The 17,391-nt window shown below is 63.2% G+C and carries 16 protein-coding genes and 1 tRNA gene; 11 read left to right on the forward strand and 6 right to left on the reverse strand.

Annotated features, from left to right (window positions below; genetic code table 11):
• Positions 1 to 91: 91 nt before the first annotated feature.
• The 3 genes from ACUUL3_RS10190 to rnc all read right to left on the reverse strand — a co-directional run bounded on the left by ACUUL3_RS10190 (position 92) and on the right by rnc (position 2,376).
• Positions 92 to 502 (reverse strand): hypothetical protein, encoded by a 411-nt coding sequence (locus tag ACUUL3_RS10190; RefSeq protein WP_448551015.1) that lies wholly within the window; start codon positions 500 to 502, stop codon positions 92 to 94.
• Between the two features lie 84 nt (positions 503 to 586).
• On the reverse strand, positions 587 to 1,603 hold the full coding sequence (locus tag ACUUL3_RS10195; RefSeq protein WP_448551017.1) for an elongator complex protein 3: 1,017 nt from the start codon (positions 1,601 to 1,603) through the stop codon (positions 587 to 589).
• A 35-nt stretch (positions 1,604 to 1,638) separates the two neighbouring features.
• On the reverse strand, positions 1,639 to 2,376 hold the full coding sequence (gene rnc / locus ACUUL3_RS10200; RefSeq protein ID WP_448551019.1) for a ribonuclease III: 738 nt from the start codon (positions 2,374 to 2,376) through the stop codon (positions 1,639 to 1,641).
• A gap of 223 nt (positions 2,377 to 2,599) precedes the next feature.
• On the opposite strand from rnc, the gene ACUUL3_RS10205 reads away from it, so the two are divergent.
• The 9 genes from ACUUL3_RS10205 (at position 2,600) to ACUUL3_RS10245 (ending at position 11,794) form a co-directional block, all read left to right on the forward strand.
• A tRNA-Cys gene (locus ACUUL3_RS10205) sits at positions 2,600 to 2,675 on the forward strand.
• A 106-nt stretch (positions 2,676 to 2,781) separates the two neighbouring features.
• The gene (locus ACUUL3_RS10210) at positions 2,782 to 3,813 is read left to right on the forward strand and encodes a multiheme c-type cytochrome (protein ID WP_448551021.1); all 1,032 of its coding nucleotides are present in this window, start codon (positions 2,782 to 2,784) and stop codon (positions 3,811 to 3,813) included.
• A gap of 120 nt (positions 3,814 to 3,933) precedes the next feature.
• Positions 3,934 to 5,145 carry a U32 family peptidase gene (locus ACUUL3_RS10215; RefSeq protein WP_448551023.1) on the forward strand — a complete coding sequence of 404 codons (1,212 nt, stop codon included), beginning with the start codon at positions 3,934 to 3,936 and terminating at the stop codon, positions 5,143 to 5,145.
• The gene (locus ACUUL3_RS10220) at positions 5,142 to 6,209 is read left to right on the forward strand and encodes an SDR family oxidoreductase (protein WP_448551025.1); all 1,068 of its coding nucleotides are present in this window, start codon (positions 5,142 to 5,144) and stop codon (positions 6,207 to 6,209) included. Before ACUUL3_RS10215 ends, ACUUL3_RS10220 begins: the two co-directional genes overlap by 4 nt.
• Before the next feature lies 1 nt (position 6,210).
• Complete coding sequence (locus tag ACUUL3_RS10225; protein ID WP_448551027.1) at positions 6,211 to 6,630, forward strand: SCP2 sterol-binding domain-containing protein; 420 nt, start codon at positions 6,211 to 6,213, stop codon at positions 6,628 to 6,630.
• Positions 6,606 to 8,063 carry an aspartate aminotransferase family protein gene (locus ACUUL3_RS10230; protein ID WP_448551029.1) on the forward strand — a complete coding sequence of 486 codons (1,458 nt, stop codon included), beginning with the start codon at positions 6,606 to 6,608 and terminating at the stop codon, positions 8,061 to 8,063. Before ACUUL3_RS10225 ends, ACUUL3_RS10230 begins: the two co-directional genes overlap by 25 nt.
• Positions 8,064 to 8,069: 6 nt before the next feature.
• Entirely contained in the window at positions 8,070 to 10,058 is a 1,989-nt protein-coding gene (locus tag ACUUL3_RS10235) for an efflux RND transporter permease subunit (RefSeq protein ID WP_448551031.1), read from the forward strand.
• Between the two features lie 3 nt (positions 10,059 to 10,061).
• Positions 10,062 to 11,123, forward strand: coding sequence for a hypothetical protein (locus ACUUL3_RS10240; protein ID WP_448551033.1), 1,062 nt, complete (start codon positions 10,062 to 10,064; stop codon positions 11,121 to 11,123).
• Positions 11,123 to 11,794, forward strand: coding sequence for an alpha/beta hydrolase (locus tag ACUUL3_RS10245; protein WP_448551035.1), 672 nt, complete (start codon positions 11,123 to 11,125; stop codon positions 11,792 to 11,794). Before ACUUL3_RS10240 ends, ACUUL3_RS10245 begins: the two co-directional genes overlap by 1 nt.
• A gap of 49 nt (positions 11,795 to 11,843) precedes the next feature.
• Here ACUUL3_RS10245 and ACUUL3_RS10250 read toward each other — a convergent pair whose 3' ends face one another.
• From ACUUL3_RS10250 to ACUUL3_RS10260, 3 genes are all read right to left on the reverse strand, one after another.
• The gene (locus tag ACUUL3_RS10250; RefSeq protein ID WP_448551037.1) at positions 11,844 to 13,508 is read right to left on the reverse strand and encodes a protein phosphatase CheZ; all 1,665 of its coding nucleotides are present in this window, start codon (positions 13,506 to 13,508) and stop codon (positions 11,844 to 11,846) included.
• 112 nt (positions 13,509 to 13,620) lie between these two features.
• Positions 13,621 to 13,998, reverse strand: a complete 378-nt coding sequence (locus ACUUL3_RS10255) for a PilZ domain-containing protein (RefSeq protein WP_448551039.1) — start codon at positions 13,996 to 13,998, stop codon at positions 13,621 to 13,623.
• A gap of 165 nt (positions 13,999 to 14,163) precedes the next feature.
• Positions 14,164 to 14,727 (reverse strand): isochorismatase family protein, encoded by a 564-nt coding sequence (locus ACUUL3_RS10260; protein WP_448551041.1) that lies wholly within the window; start codon positions 14,725 to 14,727, stop codon positions 14,164 to 14,166.
• Positions 14,728 to 14,872: 145 nt separating this feature from the next.
• On the opposite strand from ACUUL3_RS10260, the gene asnS reads away from it, so the two are divergent.
• Together asnS and ACUUL3_RS10270 are read left to right on the forward strand one after the other, a co-directional pair.
• The gene (gene asnS, locus ACUUL3_RS10265; RefSeq protein ID WP_448551043.1) at positions 14,873 to 16,264 is read left to right on the forward strand and encodes an asparagine--tRNA ligase; all 1,392 of its coding nucleotides are present in this window, start codon (positions 14,873 to 14,875) and stop codon (positions 16,262 to 16,264) included.
• 35 nt (positions 16,265 to 16,299) lie between these two features.
• Positions 16,300 to 17,385, forward strand: coding sequence for a TPM domain-containing protein (locus ACUUL3_RS10270; RefSeq protein WP_448551045.1), 1,086 nt, complete (start codon positions 16,300 to 16,302; stop codon positions 17,383 to 17,385).
• Positions 17,386 to 17,391 lie beyond the last annotated feature (6 nt).

Genomic DNA, 17,391 nt, shown 5'->3' on the forward strand with positions numbered 1-17,391 from the left:
CAACCGCGGCGGCAAGCGGCGGCAGGCCATAAAAAAATGGGGCCCGGCAACCGCCGAACCCCATTTTTCATTTCAGAATTGTCGGGAAAATTTATTGTTCCCGCCAGCCGTACTTGAGAAAAAGCGCCGCCATCAGGCCCCAGAGGCCGGTGAAAAAAAAGGCCCAGACCGGCGCGCCCCAGCCCAGCCCGAAACCGAACATGCCGGCCTGCATTTTTTGGGGGAAAACGACCAGGAGCATCACCAGCCAGAGCGGCAGGCTCAGGAGCAACCCCTTCTCGAGAAGATCCTCCTGCCAGAAAGGCGGCAGGAACATGAGTCCCCAGACAGCGCTGGGCACCAGCCTGGGCATCAGCCAGGCAAGGGTAAGTTCCGGCACGTAGTTAAAGCCCAGGGCCGGAGTAACCCCCAGAACGCCAAAAGCCCAGATGGCCAGGCTGTTGGCCAGCCCCCCCAGGACGCCGGCAGTCAGCGCCCGTACAATCCGTTGCGGCAATACCATTGTCATCCTCCCTGCAGATCATTCCCCCCACCACGAGATCAAGACATTACCTCAGGTGCGACAATTTGTCCAGGCGATCTTTTCTCAGGAAAGTCGGAGTGTTACACTCTGGCGCGGTTGGGTGTCGGAATACACGGTGCTCACCCCGGCAAGCAGGCCGAGCGCATCGAGGCGCCGCACGTTGCGGTTGGCCTGGCCGCGGTGGATCGATTCGTCGGCCCTGGCGATGATCAGGGTATGGGACGCATGCCGCGCGCGCCCGGCGAGCAGGGCGCGCACCCTGGTAAAGAAAAGGCGGGAGAGGACCAGTTCGCCAAAGGCGGGATGGTAAGGACCGGCCAGCAGGCCCGCCTCCAGAGACGCGGAAGGCTGCAACCCCATGCGCACCACCGGAATCCGCACCCCGGCGAAAATCCGCCAGAGGCGGCCGGCCAGGGCCACGGCCCGGGCAAGGCCCAGGGGTTGGTAGCCGCCGTTGCGGTACAAGATCTCAAGCGGGCTGCCGCCGATCACCAGACAGGGATAAAGGCGAACCAGATCCGGGGCAAGGGCGGCGGCCGCCTGCGCGCTTTTCACCGCCAGGGCCGTGGTATCGCCCGGCAGACCGAGCATGAGCTGAATGCCGATCCTCATGCCGACCGTGCGCAGGGCACGGACGGCGCTTTGCACCTGGGCCGCGGTATGGCCGCGGGCGCTGAGGGCCAGCACGGAATCGGCCAGGGACTGGGCGCCCAGTTCCACGGTCCGCACTCCGTGCTCCCACAAAAAGCGGGCGATTTCCGGACTCACGTAATCGGGCCTGGTGGACAGCCGGATCTCCTGCACCTGGCCGCTTCGCAGAAAGGGCTGCACCGCCACGAGCAGTTCCTCCTGCCGGCCCCGCGGAAGCCCGGTGAAGCTGCCGCCGTAAAAGGCAACCTGCACCGGGGCCTGCTTCCCGCGGCGCGGCCAGGCCAGCTGGCCGCGGATGATCTCCCGCACCTGGGCGGGACTGTTCAGCTCCTCGCCCATGCCGGTGATGCTCCGCTGGTTGCAAAAGAGACACCGGTGCGGGCAGCCCTGATGGCTTATGAAGATGGGGATGACAAAGGGGGGACTCATGATGGCCTTACCCTGCCTGGATCGGACAAGGAGGCTTACGCCTTGCCCGGGCCAGGGTCCGGAAGATTCTGGAGAGCCGCTGCGGCGGCCAGTTGCTCCGCTTCCTTCTTGCTGCGGGCGCTGCCATGCCCCAACACCTCATCGCGGAAACGCACCGTCACATGGAAGACCTTGTCGTGGTCCGGCCCTTCCGCGCCCTCAAGCGCATAGCGCGGGGTCTCGCCGAAGCGCTCCTGCAGCAGCTCCTGCAGCGAACTTTTGGCATCGGCCAGAAACATGGTCTGCTGCCGCCTGGCAAACCAGGGGATAAAATGCTGCTCCACAAACGCGGTGGCGGCCGGATAGCCGCCGTCCAGAAAGATTGCGCCCACCACCGCTTCGTAGGCGCAGGAAAGGATCGAGGCCTTCTCCCGGCCCCGGCTTGCCTCCTCCCCTTTGCCCAGCAACAGATGGGCACCGAGTTCGACCGCCCTCGCCATCTCGGCCAGGTGCCGCTCGTTGACCAAGGCTGCCCGCAGCCGGGTCAGATCCCCCTCCCGCATCTCGGGATAGTGGCGATAAAGCGCATGGCCGACGGCAAGATCCAGAACGGCATCGCCGAGAAATTCCAGGGTCTCGTTGTCCTTCTTCGGCTCCCGCCCCTGCTCAAAGGCATGGGAAGTGTGGATCAAGGCCGTCGCGAGCAGGGTGAGATCCTTGAAGTGATAGCCGAGCCGAGCGGAAAGCCGACGCAGACCTTCCTGATTTTCCGGGGTGGCTGGAAGAGTGGTCACTGTTTTTGCGGGTACGGTTGAGCACACACGGGCAAGTTTTTTTCTCCTCACGTTTTTCAAAAACAAGATCAACTCTACCTGTATTTGGCGAAAAGGGCAATGGAATCACCGCCAATCTCCCTCTGTTCATGCTTTTCAGCCGCGGCAGGCCTTGATCTGGGATCAGTGCACATTTTCCCTTGTCAAAAACCGGATCTCTGTTTAAGATTGCCCCCATTCGAAAGGCGGCGTAGCCAAGTGGCTAAGGCAGTGGTCTGCAAAACCATTATTCAGCGGTTCAACTCCGCTCGCCGCCTCCAGGAAATCCAAAGGTCAGCCTGCCCGGGCTGACCTTTTTTATTTGCTTGCCCATCCCGGCAACAATCATCCATTGCCAGGCATACCCGAACGGAAGGGAATACCGCCATGCCGGACAGGACAACATACCGCCGCCTCATTCTCGCTACCCTGCTGGGTCTCCTGCTGCCCGCCTGTTCCCCTTTTTCCCATCTCACCACGGTGGAAAACAACGGCCTGCACCCGCACGGCCCCGAAGCCCAGGACTGCGGCGGCTGCCATATCGAGCAGTATCAGGAATGGCAGGGCTCGGCCCATGCCCAGGCATACCGCAATCCCCGCTATCAGGCGATCCTGGCCGAAGGGGTGGACGACGCCTGCCTGGGCTGCCATGTGCCTGCCACGGTGCCGGCCGGCGGAGAGCCGCCCGCCCCCCGTCGCTACAACCTTGCCGATGGCGTCTCCTGCCTGGCCTGCCATCTGCGGGAAGGCCGCATGCTCGGTCCGGAAGCCGGTTCCGCCCTGGCCAACCCGCACCCCATCCAGGCAGAGCCCGAGTTTTTCCGCGGGGCCGCCCTCTGCGGCTCCTGTCATACGGAAGCCTACGCGGACTGGCAGGCAAGCCGCCAAGCCGGACCTGCCCTCCCGACCTGCCAGGAATGCCACATGCCCCGGGTTTTCCGGACAGCCACCCAGGGAAGCAACCTCTTTTCCAGGATCCTGGTCTCCTTTGAAAAAGCGCGCCCCACCCGGCGTCACTCCTTTGCCTTTACCCACCTCGCCGAAATGAACAGCGCCGTGCGCCTTGCCCTTGCCGATTGGCAGCCGAACCGGGCCGACACCCTCGGCGTAACCGTTACCAACCTCCTGCCCCACAGGCTGCCGGCCGGCTATTTCCGTAATCGTCCGGCCCGCCTGCAGGTTACCCTCCTTGACCGGGAAGAGGCAATCCTGGCCAGGGGGCAAATCCCGTTGAGCGCAGGCGACACACCCCTGGCTGCCGGGGAAGCACGCCTCCTCGCCGTCCCCCTGAGCCCGGAAACCGGCCCGACGAAAAATCCTGCCGCGCAGGCCGCTGTCGAGCTTATTCTCGGCAGCCTGGCACACGAACCGGAACTGGTGCTGGCGCGGGCACGATTCAGCCGGCCGGAATCCCGTTGAAGAGCTGTTTCTCTCCCGCGATTCCGCCTTGACATCCCGACCGCCACTCTCTACTATGCGCTCTTTCCCACGCGCGAACCAGCGTCCCAGGTCCATCCAACTCAGCCCAGGCTGCCGCCCATGAATCTCACCGTACCCACCACCTTCACCCCCTCCTTTCTGGAGGGCCTGGCCAGCCTCAACGGAGAATTCGCCGCGGCTGGCCGCGGCGTGTATGAAATCTACGGCTCCCTGCAGAGCGTCCCCTTCAACTCGGCAAGACCGGCGAAATACCTGCCCGCTCCTTCCGAAGCGCAGTTCGTGGGCCATGTGCGGGGGGCGCGGGACAAAGGCCTTATCTTCAACTACCTGCTCAACGCGCCGAGCTATGCCAATTACGAGTATACCAGCCGGGGCCGCCGCGAACTCCTCGATCTTCTCGGCTTTCTCGTGGATGCCGGGGTAGGGGCGGTGACCGTGGCCGTGCCCTACCTGGCTCATATCATCGCCATCCGCTTTCCCGCCCTTGAGGTGGTGACCTCCACCATCGGCTATGTGGGAGCCATGCGCGGCATCGAGCAGGCGGTGGAGGCCGGCGCGAAACGCATCGTCCTCGATGTGGAGGTGAACCGCGACTTCCGTTTTTTAACACGCGCCGCCCAGGAAAGCCCGGTCCCCCTGGAGGTGATCGCCAACCCGGTTTGCATCTACCAGTGCCATTACAAATTCAACCACTATTGCGTGGCGGCGCACGGCTCGCAAACCAGCTTCAGCAGCGGCGTCCCCGGCTTTCCGTACAACGGCTTCTATCTCAACTGGTGCTTTTTAAAAAAAATCGCCACTCCGGGCGAATTTCTGAAAAGCCCGTGGCTGCGGCCGGAAGACACCCGGCTCTGGGAGAAGAGCGGCATCAACTTTTTCAAACTGGCCGGCCGCGGCATGCCCGAGGAAAAAATTCTCTCCTTGACCCGCGCCTATCTGGCCGCCCGTTACGAAGGCGATCTCCTCGACCTGCTCGGCTGGCCGCACTGGCTGAATTTCCGGAAGAATGCCGACGGCAGCCTGCTGCCGCCCCTGGCCATCCATCTGCCCAACGAGGCCCTCACCGGCTTCCTCGACTTTTTCCACGACAAACTGCCCGAGTGCCGGCTGGGCTGCAAGGGCTGCGAACATTGCTCCAGCTGGGGAAAAAAGGCGCTTGAAATCCCCTCCCGGGAGCTGCGCCAACGCTACGTGACCAACATGCGGCAGAGCCTTGACACCCTGGTGAACCACGCCCCCACCTCGGCAGAAGAGGAAGCGCTCCTTGCCCTGTGGCGGGAGCAGGCCGACAGGCAGAGCCTGGACCGATGAGGAAGAAAATCGTCATCACCGGAGCAAGCGGCATCGTCGGCCGCGCCCTCCTGAAAAAATATCTGGACGCAGGCTGCGAGGTGATCGCCCTCTCCCGCAAGCCGCCGCTGCTGCCCGGCCTTGGCAGGAGAGAAGAAGCGCTGCTCACCTGGGAAAAGGCCGATGTCAGCCTGCCGGCCTTCGGCCTTGCCGAGGAAACCTGGGCCGCGGTGCGCCGTCAGACCAAAATACTTTTCCACCTGGCTGCCCGCACCGACTTCAAGGATAAAAACGCGGCCAGCTATCTGCCGGTGAACCTGGCCGGGGTGCAACACGCCCTGCGGCTGGCCGAAGAGGCCGGAGCGCCCTTCCACCATGTGAGCACCGCCTTTGTCTGCGGCACCTGGCAGGGGCTTTTCCGTGAAAATAACCTGAATTTGGGCCAGGAGTTCCGCAACGGCTACGAGGAAAGCAAAAACCTGGGCGAATCCTTTCTGCAAGAGGCCATGCAAAGCTCGCCGCTGCCCGTGACCATCCACCGTCCAGGCATCGTCGTCGAGAATGAACCCACTCCTGCCTCGGGCAAAACCTTCGGCCCCTTTCTCTTTCTCGATGCCGTGGCCCGGCTGCGGGAGGGGGCGGCAAAAAAAGGCCTGCACGGGATCCCGTGCCTGCGGGTGCTCGGCAACCGCAGGGCGCACCTGCCCCTGGTCTTTGCCGAGGATGTGGCCGAAGCCCTGATGCGGGCCGCATCGCTTCCCGAAAGCGCGGGCAGGGTGCTGCAACTGGTGGCGCCCCGGCCGGTGGGCAACGACCTGCTTGAAGAGGCATTCAATGCCGCCTTTGGCCTTCGCGCCGCCTGTTTTGCCGAGAGCGCCGAGTTTGCCGCCTCCGCCGCCAACGGCATGGAGGCGCTCCTGGCCAAAAAAACCCAGCCCTACGCCGGGTATCTCGATCTGCGGGTACGTTTTTCCCGGGAGAATCTTGACGACCTCTGCGGCGGTTCCGCATTGCCCACCCCGAACAGCGAGGCGCTCGGCCGGGCCTTTGCCGCCTTTCTTGCCATCAGGGCCCGGGGAGCGTAAGATGGAAAACACCCGGGCCGTACATGCCTTTTTCAACGAATATCTGCCCGCTTTCCTGGGCAAAAGGTTGATCCCCAACCTGGCCAGCCTTTCCGCCGTATTCTGGATCGCGGTCAAGGAGCGGGGCAGCTGGTCGCTGACCATCGAAGGGGGCATCCTCTCGGGAGTACGGCCGGAAAGCGCGGCGGGAGATTTCGGCTATCGCACCGACAGCGAAACATTTCTCGCCGTGGCCCGGGCACAACTCTCCCCCCAGAAAAGCTTTTTCACGGGGAGGACGAAGATTTCCGGCAACTTCAAGGAAGCCCTGCGCACCGCCACGGCCCTGGAGGAGTTCTTCAGGCTCTACCCCTTTCCGGAAGACGGCTCGCCCATCTTCCGCACGGAGCACCCACGATGCACAAAGACTGGATCCCCTTAAGCGAGGTGAGCGAACGGCCCTATGCCGAAACGGTGGCGCTCTTCCGCAGACATGTGAACCCGGGGCTCGTCACCCTGCTCGAGATGGGGGAGTACACGGAGATCGACCCGGTCTCGGCGGAAGGCGCGACGATCACCGCGGCGGACGGCCGCAGGATCCTCGATTTTGTCTCCTCCTACGGCGCCTTGAACCTGGGCCACAATCATCCCAGGGTCGGCGCGGCGATCAGCGAGGTGCTCAAGGCCAGGAGGGTCGATCTTTCCAAGGAGCTCCTCTCACGCTATGTCGCCGCTTTGGCCCACAATCTGAGCCTCCTCGCCCCCGGTGATCTTGATCAGGTCTATCTCTGCAATTCTGGCACCGAGGCGGTGGAAGCGGCCCTGAAGATCGCGGCCCGTTACTTCAAGGGCAAACGGAGTCAGTTCATTTACGCCAACGAGGCCTTGCACGGAAAAACCCTGGGGGCGCTCTCGGTCACCGGCAATGCCAGGTTGCGTCGGCATTTCCCGCTGCTTGCCAACCACAGTGTCCCATACGGGGATGCGGCGGCCATCGGAACCCTGCTCGCCAACGCGCCCAAGGAAGGGGCCGGCGCCATTGCCGGGGTGATCCTCGAACCGATCCAGGGAGAGGCCGGGGTGATCGTGCCGCCGCCGGGCTATCTGCAGGCGGTGCGGGAGATCACCAAACAATACGGCGTCCTGTTCATCCTCGACGAGATTCAGACCGGCTTCTGCCGGACCGGCACCTTCTTTGCCTGCGAGGCGGAAGGGATCGTGCCGGATATCCTGGCACTGGCCAAATCCCTGGGAGGAGGCCTGGCCAGCGTCGGCGCCACCATCAGCCGCGGGCCGGTATACCGGCAGGCCTACGACAATCCCCATGATTGCCTGGTGCAGACCTCCACCTTCGGCGGCCGCTCCCTGGCCTGCGCGGCAGCCCTGGCCGCCCTTGAGGTCTATCAGGAGGAAAAACTGGCCGAACGGGCCGCCAGGCTGGGGGAGGCTTTCAAGCGGAAGCTCCTGGCCATCAAGGAGAAATATCCTGAATGGATCCGGGAGATCCGCGGCCGCGGCCTCATGCTCGGCATCGAGTTCCAGGAAGCCATCATCGATCAGGTCAGCTATCTGCCCCTGCAGTTGCCAGGCCTGAAAAACGTGCTGCGCGAGCACCTGCCCGGCATGGTGGCCGCCGCCCTTCTCAAGAAGCACGGAATCCTGGGCACCCTGATGCTGAACAACCGGGCCGTGCTCCGGGTTTACCCGCCCCTGATCGTCGGCGAGGAGGAGCTCGCTCACTTCTGCGCCTCCCTGGATGCGGTGCTGGCCGACGGCCCCAAGGAGCTGGTGAAAAAAAGGGTCAACCACGCCATGAGCTTTGCCGGCCTGAAATTCGTGGCACCCTGGGTCGCTTCCCTGGCCCCGAAGCGGTAACGGCGCATGCAGCAGCCTTTTCTTGCCCTTGCCCGCATCCTGCAACGCCATCGCCGAAGCGTTCTTCTCCTTCTCATTGCCGGCACCCTGCTCCTCGCCCTGGCCTCCCTCCGCTCGCGGGTGGACAACTCCATCGCGGTCTGGCAGACGCCGGACGACCCGCATTGGCTGCACTTTCTCGATTATTCCCAGCGCCACCGGCTGCGCGACCCGCTGGTCGTTTATCTGCCAAAGGCCACGCCGGCCGGGGCCGGCAGCCTCAAGCTGGCCGCGAAAAAGATCCCGGCGGTCGAGGCAAGTGCCCTTTTCACCCTCGATCACGGCGAGGGGAAAGGCCAGCTTCTCCTGGTGACGCCCCGGGCCAAGAGCAACCCGGCCGCGCTGGCCGCCCTCATCGGGGAAATCCAACGGCTGGCCGCGGAAATGCTGCCAAACGAGCCAATGCACCTGGGTGGAGTCTGGTATCTCACCAATGCCCTGGACAGTCTCTCCGCCGCCTCCACCCGCACTCTTTTCCCCCTGGTCATCGCCATCCTCGCCGCCGGGGTCTGCCTCTTTCTCCGCGACCTGCGCCGAAGCTCGCTGGCCGTGGCCTGCGGCCTGCTGCCCGCTCTGCATCTTACCGGCCTCATGGCCCTCTGCCGGGAGCCGCTGAACATGATCCTCCTGGCCCTGCCGCCGCTGACCATGATCCTCGGCATTGCCCACGCCATCCATTTCCTGAAAAAAGAGGCGCCGGAAGCCGCCTTTTCCCTTTATGCAACCGTGGCGGCGCCTTGCCTCCTTTCCGCCGCCACCACCATGCTCGGCTTTCTCTCCCTGTTGAGCAGCGCCTACGGCCCGGTGCAGAAGCTCGGCCTCTGGGGCGCGGTGGGTGCGGGCCTTTCCCTGCTCTCTCCGCTCGTCCTGATCCCGATCTTTCCCCAGCCTGGCGCCGCGTCAAGCGAGAGACAACGGCCAAAGCCGAATTGGGCCGGAACCCTCTTCCGCTGCAAGGGGGTAATCCTTGGCGCGGTCTGCGGCCTGCTCCTTCTCTCGGCCTGGGGTATCCAGCGCCTGGAAAGGGGTTCCCTGATCCTTGATTTTTTCAGACCCGAGGCGGTGCTTGTCGAGGATTACCGGATCATCGAGGCGGCCGGCCTCGGCCTGACCCCGCTGGAAATCGATCTGGACGGCGTCGGGCTTGCGGGCCCCACCCTGCAGCAGGCCCTGCTCGCCCTGGCTGACAGGCATCCGGAGATCAGCCATTTCTTCCTCACCTTTGATGCGGCGGGCAAGGTTGTCCTGCCCCTGGCCACCGCCAACGGCGCCGTGCTTGAAACCCCTCTCCTGCCCGGCTTTGGCCAGGGCGCGCCCAGACGGGTCACCATCCTGACCCGCACCCTTGCCTCGGAAAAAACCCTGGCCCTGGTGGAGGCCATCGAACTTGATCTCTCGGAAAAGCTCGGCCCACGGGAAACCCCCTACCTCACCGGCACGGTTCCCCTCTACACCCGGGGGCAGCGCGCCCTTTTCTCCACATTGCTCGTCAGCTTCGCCCTGGCCTTTGTCAGCATCTCCCTGATCATGGGGCTGGCCCTGCGCTCGCTGCCCCTGGCAATCCTCGCGGCGATCCCCAATCTGGTCCCGGTCCTCTTCATCCTCGGCAGCATGGGCCTCGTCGGCATTCCCCTGAGCGTGGCCACCGTCACCGTGGCCTCCATTGTCTTCGGGGTGGTGGTGGATGACACCATCCATTTTCTCCACAACTGGCAAGCCCGCCACGACCAGGCCGACCCCCTCTTGAAGCTCAACGCGGTCCTCAACCATGTGGGGCCGGCCATGCTCACCACCTCCATCGTGGCGGGCACCGGCTTCCTGGGCTTTCTCATCTCCCCCTTCATTCCCTTGCGAAACTTCGGCCTGCTCATCAGCCTGGCTCTCGGCTACGCCATCCTCTGCGACCTGATCCTGCTGCCGGCCCTGCTCCTGAGCCTGCCGAGCAGAAAAGGATAAGCAATGCCCCTGTCCGGCCCCCTGATCGAAGAGATCATCAACATCCATTTTGACCCACGCTTCGGTACTTCCTACTGGCTGGAGAAGGAAAAGCGGCTGGGTATTGACGCCCGCGGCGAAATCAGAAGCAGGGAGGCCCTGTACCTCTTCGGACCCATGGACAAAGAGGCCCTGCGCACCCGGCCCCTCAGGGATTTTATCCCCAGACGGTTCCATGGCGAACTGGCCGGGATGCTCCTTGCCGAAACCGGCGGCACCACCGGCGCGCCCTGCCGTCGGGTCTACCGGCCCGCCGAATTTGCCGCCGCTTTTCTCGATTCCTGGGAGCGGGCCGCCGCGGTCCGCAATTTTCCCAAGGGCGGCGACTGGCTCTTTGTCGGCCCTTCCGGCCCGCACATCATCGGCCAGAGCGCCCGGGCCATGGCCCGGCGTCTGGGCAGTCTCGAACCTTTTTCCGTGGACTGCGACGTGCGCTGGATCAAACGCCAGGCCAAAGGCTCCCTCGGCTTTACGCTCTACCTGGAGCATGTCCTGGACCAGGCCATGAACATCGTGGAGACCCAGGAGATCGAGGTGCTCTTCATCACCCCGCCCCTGCTCCTTGCCCTGGCCGCCCGGATGAGCGCAAGCGCCCGGCAGCGGATCCGCGGCATCCACCTGGGCGGCATGGCCTTGCCCGTCGCCGATTCGGATACCATCCGCCACGAACTTTTCCCAGGCGCCGTGGTGCTGCCCGGATACGGCAACAGCTTGCTCGGGGTGCTTTTTGAGCATCAACCACCAATGCCCGGCCAGAGCCCGGTCTATCTGCGGGACGACCCTGCCCTCTGGCTACAGCTTGTTCCCCTGGCGACAGATGGCAAAACCGGGCAGGCGGACCTGACCGTCACCCTGTCCGCCGGTGAGCGTGGCCGGGTGGTGGCGCACCGTCTGGACGCCTCCTTCCTTCTTATCAACCTGCTGGAACGGGACACGGCCTGTTATGCGGATGCCGAAGGCAATGCCCTTACCGAAGTGGCGCCGATCCAGCAGGCCATTGCCGGCAAGAGCGAGGGGGTTTACTGATGGCCGCGCTCCTGCATTGCCTGGCGGTTTCCATCCCCGTCCCGGAAGGGACGCTTGCCGGCAGCCTCTTCTACCAGGAGGGCGGGACGCCGTCGGCAGGGGTGCTCATCTGCCCGCCGCATCCGCTCCTGGCCGGGAACATGGAAAACAACGTGGTGCAGGCCGTGGCCGCGCACTGCGCAGCCCTGGGCCTCCCCGTTCTCATCTTCGACTACCGGGCCGTGGGCAACAGTTTCAGGCCGGAGCCGGATCTGCCCCTCTTTGAATACTGGCATCGGCTTGATCAGGGAGGAACATTTACCGAAGTCATCGCCGACACCGCCGCGGTGCTCGCTTACTGCCGCCGCTACTTTGCCGGCGTACATCTGGTCGGCTACTCCTTCGGCGCCTTCATCGGCCTGGCCGCCCTCGACGGCGCGGTCCGCAGCTACACCGCCATCGCCCCGCCCCTGGACGAACACGACTTCAGCCGCCTTCGCACCCTTGCCATGCCCGGCCTGGTCGTAAAAGCGGCAGAGGATCTTCTCCTGGCCACGGCGGACATCGGCCTGGCCGCCGCCGGCGAATGCCGGATACTTTCCGGGACCGACCATTTCTTCCTCGGCCGGGAGCGGGAGGTGGCGCTGCTGGCCGGAGATTTCATCTCCAGAAATCTGGCTCCGCGCAAATAAAAAAGGCCAGCGCAAAGGCTGGCCTTTGGCTCGGAATGGCAAAAATCGGCTAAAAACCCATCTCCGCGAGAAGACTGTTCACCGCGTTCTGATCCAGGGTTCCTTCCCCGCCCACCTGCTCGGTGGTCATGGATTTGAGATACTTGTCCACATCCTCCTGGGCCAGGCGCTTGCTTTCCTCCACCGAGATCTCGGCATGCTCCTCCTTGTGCTTCAGCTGGGAGCCGAAGGAAACGACAATGGCCAGGAGCTGCACCTGGAAGTCGGTGAGCAGCTTGATGATTTTCAGGATCTGCTGCCCGGAGAGATCCTGGAAACTCAGGGCTTCGGTGATCCGGGTGACATCCTCGGTGATGGAGGCGGTCACATGGAAGGCGTCTTCGATCTTGCTGAAAATCTCCTTCTGGTCCGCCATGCTCATCATGCTCATCTCCGCCTCCCGGCAGGGAGGCAGCGCGACCAGCTCCGTCTCAAGCTCCGCAAGCAGACCCTGGCTCTCGGCAAGCATCACGGAAAGCTCGGCCACCCGCGGATCGGCGCCCCGGGCGGAAGAATTCAGCACCGGAATCTCCAGAACGGTGGCATCCGCATCCTCCGGCCCCGCATCGGTGGAAACAGACAGGGTCTCTTCGATCTCTTCGGCGGGCGGCACCTCCAAAGGCAGGCTCTGATCCAGGAAGATCTCCTTCTGGTTCAGATCCATCTTCTTGAGAAGATTCTGGATCTTGCTGTCCGCGCAGGCGGCGAGCAGGGATTGCAGCACATCGGAAAGCGGCACGGTGAAAAAGTTGTCGCTGTCCGGCGCCAGATCCTTGACCTTGTCGTTCAGGCTCTCGATGAAGGCGTCGTTGGCAAAGATCTCGCCAGCCTTTTTCCGCGCGCCGCTGATATGGGTTTTCACGGTCTCGTTGGTGCAGAGCTCATACATGGTCTGGAAGATGGTGTCGATGGCGAAGAGATAACGGCTGCGGGTCACCAGCCGGGGCTCTGGTTCGTCGGGAGGCCCGGGCAGGGCTTCGCTCTGATCGTCCGGCTCTTCCCCGCTTTGCCGGCCTTGGTCATCCCCCGCGCCTTCTTCCCCCTGCAGGGAAGCCACCAGGCTGTTGGCCTGGGCAATTTTCTCCTGCAAGGCCTGCAGGGTGACCGCGGCCCCGGGCACCCCTCCGCTCGCCTCTGGCTCCTCACCGGTAACCTGGAAGGCGGGATGATTTTTCAGCAGGGAGAGAAGCTCCTTGACCCCGTCGGTCTGGCGCTGCACCTTCTCCACCTGATCCATGATCTCCATGGTGGCCTTTTCCGTCATGGAGACGATGTCGTGGAGCTGGTTCTTGGCATCCTCGATCTTTTCTCCCGCCTCGTCCAGTTCGACCCGTTTCAGTCGGCGGTCTTCGGCGGGAATCTCTCCCATGGTCGAGCTGAGACTCTTGGCCAGTTTGCCGATATCGTTGAAGATGTCCGTGGAGATCTTTTTGTAGTAGTCGTCAGGCCCCACCCCGGAGGAAAGCTTGTTCAGATCGATTTCCGGCAACGACTCCGGAGGGGCGCCGCCTTGGGCCCGCCGCCCCTCCGCGGCCACGATCTGCTTCGCCACCCGGTTGGCGCCGGTTTCCGGCCCGTCGAGCACCGTGATATTGTAGACCACCTTGTCCGTGGAAATCCGGAAGAACCCGGTACTTATCTCAAGATTGACTTCCGACTTGCTCGCTGTGGACATCGTTTCCTCCTGCGACTTTCAACGGCACCTGCCTTGCTTACTTTCCCAGCAAGATCCCCATCGGCAGCCCGTCGCTTTTCTTTACCGATTATTGACGGTTGGCAAGCCGGGCTCAGGGAGCGAGCATCCCGGAAAACTGAACGCCGATTTCATAGCGGCCCGACCTGGAACGGCTGGCCGCCACCCAGGAGACCTGGCCCACCGCCTGCAAGACCCCCACATCATCCTCGACCTTGGTGGCGACCCACTTGCCGTTTTCCGCGTGCCAACCCGGAAACTCCAGGACAATGACCAACTGGGTGCTCAGGGGAATGGGGGCCTCGGCGAGAAAACAGAGGCCGCCGCCGCCCAGATCGAGGAGCTCGCCATTTTCAGGGGAAGCTTCATCAAGAAGGTCTTCCAGCCTGGTGTAGCGGACGGCCAGATTCTTGGCAATCCGCTCATGTTGCCGCCGTTCGTCCTCGCTGCCCGCTTTTTCCCGCGCTTCCATGGTGCCCCGTTCCCCCTGTTTTTATCCCGGGCCATCCCGGTTCTTTTATGTTCTACCTGTTTTTGCGCGAAACAATCAACACACCCAGGCAAAAAATCTTCTTTTATCAATAAAAAAGGCCGTCTCCAGGAAAGGAAACGGCCTCTGAAACCCCAGGCAGCCCTTTTATTTGATAAAGGGCAACAGGGCCTTGAAGGCAGGAGTCCCCGCCTTGCGCAGCCACTCGTAGACGATCATCTCGGTATTGGCGACCACGCCGCCGACGGCACCGATCCGGGCGAGGCCGGTCTGATAATTTTTCCCCGTCCGGGAATTGACCGCATCGGCCGGCACCCACATCCGGTAGCCGGCAAGCAGCCCTCCCAGCACCGTCTGGTAGATGCAGATATGGGTCTCCACCCCGCAGACCACGATGGTATTGATCTGCCGGGGCAATTTCCTCATCGCCTCGGCAATTGCCGCGTTGTTGAAACAACCGAATTCCAGCTTGTCCAGGGGCACCACCCCGCCAAGTTCCGCCTGTATCTCCGGAAGCAGTTCGCCGATCCTGGCCACGTACTGGGTGGTGGCCACAAGCGGGATGCGGAGGAGGTTGGCCGCCTTCATGAGAAGAACGGAATTTTTCACCACCTCGTCACGATCCGGGATCGCCTGCATCATCCGCTCCTGAACATCCACCACCAGCAGCGCGCATTGTTCCGGTTCCAACCGGTAGAGCGTCTCTGTCATCCCATTCTCCCAGCGTCTCGATATTTCCGGGCTCCCTCCCCTGCGGCCCGCCGCAAAAAATCTATTGCAAAGAATCCATGATTATACATACTTTGTGATTTTGCAACGGACAATGACGTCCTGCCCGCAAGCCCGGAGGATTTTCATGACACCTTCTTTTCGCATCGCCTCCCTGCTGGACAAACAACCCATCGGCCAGGCCGTGGAAATCAACGGCTGGGTCCGCACCCGCCGGGACAGCAAGGAGTTTTCCTTTCTGGAGATCAACGATGGCTCCTCGGTCCGCAACCTCCAGGTCATTGCCGAGGCGACCCTTGCCAATTATCAGCGGGAAGTGCTCCGCCTCTCCACCGGCTGCTCGGTGAAAATCAGCGGCACCCTTGCCGCCTCGCCGGCCAAGGGACAGAACGTGGAGCTCAAGGCTGCCGAAATAGTCGTCTACGGCTGGGCTGATCCGGAAACCTATCCCCTGCAGAAAAAACGGCACTCCTTCGAGTTTCTCCGGGAGATCGCCCACCTGCGTCCCCGCACCAACAGCCTGGGCGCCGTGGCCCGAGTCCGCAGCGCCCTCTCTTTTGCCGTGCATCGCTTTTTTCAGGAACGCGGCTTTCAGTACGTGCATACGCCCATCATCACCACCAGCGACTGCGAAGGCGCCGGCGAAATGTTCACCGTCACCGCACTGGACCTCAACAAGCTCCCCCGGAAAGGTGACCGCGCCGATTTCAGTCAGGATTTCTTCGGACGCCAGGCCAGCCTCACGGTGAGCGGTCAGCTGGAAGCGGAGATCTACTGCCTTGCCCTGGGCGACGTTTACACCTTCGGCCCCACCTTCCGGGCGGAAAACTCCAACACCAGCCGGCATCTGGCCGAGTTCTGGATGATCGAACCGGAGATGGCCTTCTGCGATCTGGCCAGGGACATGGCCGTGGCCGAGGAATTCATCAAGTATCTGGTCTGCTACGCCCTGGACAACTGCGCCGACGACCTCAACCTCTTTGCCGGCTTCGTGGACAAAAATCTGCCGGCCCGCCTTGAGGCGGTGCTTTCCCGTGACTTCGCCCGCATCACCTACAGCGAGGCGGTGGAACGCCTGCTTGCCTCTGGCCGCGAATTCAGCTTTCCGGTGGCCTGGGGCGCGGACCTGCAGTCGGAGCATGAACGGTTCCTCTGCGAAGAGCTGTTCAAGCGGCCGCTCATCGTCAGCGATTATCCCAAGAGCATCAAGCCCTTTTACATGCGCGTGAACGACGACGCCAAAACCGTGGCGGCCATGGACATCCTGGTTCCCGGCATCGGCGAGATCGTGGGCGGCAGTCAGCGCGAAGAACGCTACGAAGCGCTGCTCGCCCGCATTCGGGAGCTTGGCCTCAACCAGCCCGATTACGAGTGGTACCTGGATCTCAGGCGCTACGGCACCGCCCCCCATGCCGGCTTCGGCCTCGGCTTCGAGCGGCTCATCCAGTTTGTCACCGGCATGGGCAACATCCGCGAGGCCATTCCCTTCCCGCGGACACCGGGGGCCGCCGCGTTTTGAACAGGCGGCCGAACGATCAGCCGGCGGCACTCCCCATGGCGATCCCACCGGCTGCCGGGCAAAAAGGAATCAGGCGATCCCTGCGCGCCTTTCTGCTCCTGCTCCTTGCCGCCCTCGCCCTGCCGGCGGGCGGCTGCAGCCGCTCCGAGGTGGCCGTCCCGGCGGACAAGGCCATCATCGATCCGGCAAACCTGCTCGACGCCACGGCAAAAGAAAGACTGATCACCATCTGCGAAAACGTGGAAGAGGCCTATGCCATCCGACTCACCACCATGATCCTGCCGAAACCGGCCCGGGATATCGACCAGAGCGCGGTACGGCTCTTCGCGGCCCTTGCCCGCCCCGACCAACGCCGGCAGGGACGGGAGCTCCTCTTCCTCATCGACCCGGTGGGCAGACAGGTGCGCCTTGAGGTCGGTTACGAACTGGAAGGCCTTTTCACGGATCTCTTCGTGGCCCGCCTCGAAACCGAGCAGATGCTTCCCTTTTTCGAGCAGGGCATGGTTGGCGCCGGGATTGAGGCGACCATCGAATTGCTGGTTGCCCAGATCGAAAGAGAGGGGGGGGAAATCGACACCGCTACGCTCCGGCCCGGCCTGCTCCGGCACCCCTCCGGCGGAGCAGGCGCGAAGATTGCCGCCGGGATCGGCGACAAAGCGGGCCAGCCCCTCGAAAAGGAGAAGGCGGCCGCAAGCTATTCCCCGCAACCCTCTCCCCGGGAAACCCTCCTGGTCTATCTCGAGGTTCTCCGCGACCGGGTCAAGGATCCGGAGCTGGCCGTGTACACCGAAGAGAGCCGGACCTTTTTCCGCAAATGGGTTGTCACCGACGGCCAGCAGGCCAACGAACACCGTGCCCTGCTTGCGGTCATCGGCAAAGCGGAATCCTTTGCGGACGGGGCGGTGGCGGTGGTCCGCTTCCCGCCGGAAGAACGCCGTTCCCCTCCCTATTTTTTCCGGCGCGGAAAAGCCGGCTGGCAACTCGATATTACGGCGATGCACGAGCTGATCCGCTTCAATACCCGCAACCAGTGGCACTTTACCCGGCTCGACCACCCGTACATGTTTGCCTTTGCCGACTGGCGCTTCGACCAGAACGGCTTCCCCTGGCCGGCAGAATGAGGCCGT

This window comes from Thiovibrio sp. JS02 (assembly GCF_053485635.1).